Source organism: Aquabacterium sp. UBA2148 (assembly GCF_002328915.1).
In the GTDB taxonomy this organism is placed as follows: Bacteria; Pseudomonadota; Gammaproteobacteria; order Burkholderiales; family Burkholderiaceae_C; genus Aquabacterium; species Aquabacterium parvum.
Genome location: NZ_DCXA01000116.1, coordinates 4,468 through 6,621, shown reverse-complemented (window position 1 = coordinate 6,621; position 2,154 = coordinate 4,468). Strand labels below are relative to the sequence as shown.

Annotated in this window: 2 protein-coding genes; one reads left to right on the top strand and one right to left on the bottom strand. The window is 65.1% G+C overall.

What is annotated here, in order from left to right; translation table 11 throughout:
• The first annotated feature begins 222 nt into the window (after positions 1 to 222).
• Entirely contained in the window at positions 223 to 1,647 is a 1,425-nt protein-coding gene (locus B2W70_RS06290; protein WP_286743927.1) for an FAD-binding oxidoreductase, read from the top strand.
• Positions 1,648 to 1,683: 36 nt separating this feature from the next.
• Here the strand turns inward: B2W70_RS06290 and B2W70_RS06285 are convergent.
• Positions 1,684 to 2,154: Eco29kI family restriction endonuclease (locus B2W70_RS06285; RefSeq protein ID WP_286743926.1), on the bottom strand; the 471-nt coding region annotated here is incomplete at its 5' end.

Sequence of the window (2,154 nt, the reverse complement as noted above, 5' to 3'; positions counted from 1 at the left end):
GCTGGGCCAGCCGGCCGAGCGCCAGATCTTCATCAGGCGCGACAGGTGTGCCCGCGTGGGCTTGGGGGGCAAGGCGGAGGTCCTCAGAGTGCGCAAGGTGTGAGTCACCAACTGTATGAATGTACAGCTCATCAGCCTGTGGGGCTGGCTTTGAGCGGTTGTGCATTTTCGCGGCCTGCCGGCATCGAGCAAACTACCCGTCAAACACACCAGGGACCCACCATGAACGTACCACTCACCCGCCGCCGCCTGCTCGTGCAGGCTTTGGTTGGCGCCGGCCTCGTTGCGGCGCCCGGCTTGCCGCATGTGCTCGCCGCCCCTGCTTTGCTGGTGGCCAACGTGACGCAGATTTACAGCGTGCGCGTGGCCCGCATTGCCACGCCGCGCTCGGCCGACGAGGTGGGCAAGGCGCTTGCCTCCTGGCCGGGGCGCGTGGCCGTGGGGGGAGGTCGCTACAGCATGGGTGGCCAGGTGGCCGTGGATGGCGGCCTGCACCTGGACATGCGCCAGATGAACCAGTTGGTCTGGCTGAACGCGCTTGAGCAGAAGGTGCGCGTGCAAGCTGGCATGCGCTGGCGAGACCTGCAGGCCCTCATTGACCCGCAAGGCCTGGCCGTCACGACCATGCAGAGCTACGCCAACTTCACGGTGGGTGGTGCGGTGTCGGTGAACGCACATGGCCGCTACGTGGGCAATGGGCCGGTGGGCCACTCCGTGCGTGCGCTGCAACTGGTGCTGGCCGATGGCAAGGTGGTGGAGGTCAGTCGGCAGCAGAACGCGTCGCTGTTTCGGGCCGCCCTGGGCGGCTATGGTGCCATCGGTGTCATCACCGAAGTGGAGCTGGACCTGGTGCCCAACGAGCGCATGGAGCGCGTGGTGCAGCCTGTGGCGCTGGAGAACTACCCGGCCTTTTTCCGCGCCCGCGTGCAGGGCGACCCGGCCAGCTTGATGCACAACGCCGACCTGATGCCGCCTTACTTCGACGAGCCCGTGTCGGTCTCCTGGCGGCGAACGGACAAGGCGCTCACCGAGCCCGCGCGCCTGGTGGCCGAAGGCCAGCGTTACAGCCTGGAGCAGAACATGATCTGGCTGATGACCGAGGTGCCGGGGGCCGAGCGCCTGCGCAAATCGGTGGTGCACCCGCTGCTCAACAAGGCCCCGGCGGTGGTGTGGCGCAACCACGAAGCCAGCCTGGATGTGGCCGAACTGGAGCCGCGCACGCGGCGCATGTCCACCTACGTGCTGCAGGAGTACTTTGTGCCGCCCAGGCACTTCGTGGCCTTTGCTCGGGGCATGGCGACGGTGCTGCGTGAGCACGACGTGGAGGCATTGAACGTGTCCATTCGCCACTCACCGGCGGATGCGGACTCGCTGTTGCCGTGGGCCAGGGAAGAGGTGTTCTCGTTCGTGCTGTATCACAAGCAGCGCACGCATGAGCGGGCGCAGAAGGTCGTTGGCGTGTGGACGCGTGAGCTGATCGACCTGGTCCTGCGTTGCGAGGGGCGCTATTACCTGCCTTATCAACTGCACGCCACGCAGCAGCAGTTTGACCGGGCCTACCCGGAGGCGAAGGCCTTGCGCGAGCTCAAGCAGCGTGTGGACCCGCGTGGGGTGTTTTCGAACGAGTTGTGGGCGAAGTACCTGTGAAGGCAAGAACGTGTCGCGTGAGCCCTTCGTTGCGCATCAGCTAGCGTCGCCTTCTGGTAGGGCTCCGTACCTCGCCTCAGCTTCCTTGGCGACATAGCGTGATTGCGCCAAGCCCGGAGCTTGGCTCAGCCAGGCTGCAGCCTCTTTGGCAATTTGGGTGGCCGTTTCCACACGCGGTCGGCACTTGGTGGCCCAACTTCGACCTGGGTGAAGCACGTCCCATTTGGGAACCAGGCCGTTGTAGCGACCGGCTCCGGGGTCGTGGTTGCCAAAGCCATCCAACAACAGGTTCCACAGGGGAGAGAAGCGGGTGATCAGGAGTGATTCGCCAAGCGGGATCCAGATGTCATCGACGACCAGGTAACGGCACGAGAAATCGCTGAGCGATAGTTCGGTTGCACCGATGCTTTCAGCATGTTCCACGAGCCGCTTGTAAAGAGCGCGCGTCGGTTTTGGGTTGCTCGCTTCTGCGCCGATGCCGCCACCTTTGCGGCCGCCGGCGGGGAT

What these genes read in the sequence shown, in the direction of transcription:
- B2W70_RS06290 (WP_286743927.1), top strand. Translation starts at nt 223, where the DNA reads ATGAACGTACCACTCACCCGCCGCCGCCTGCTCGTGCAGGCTTTGGTT.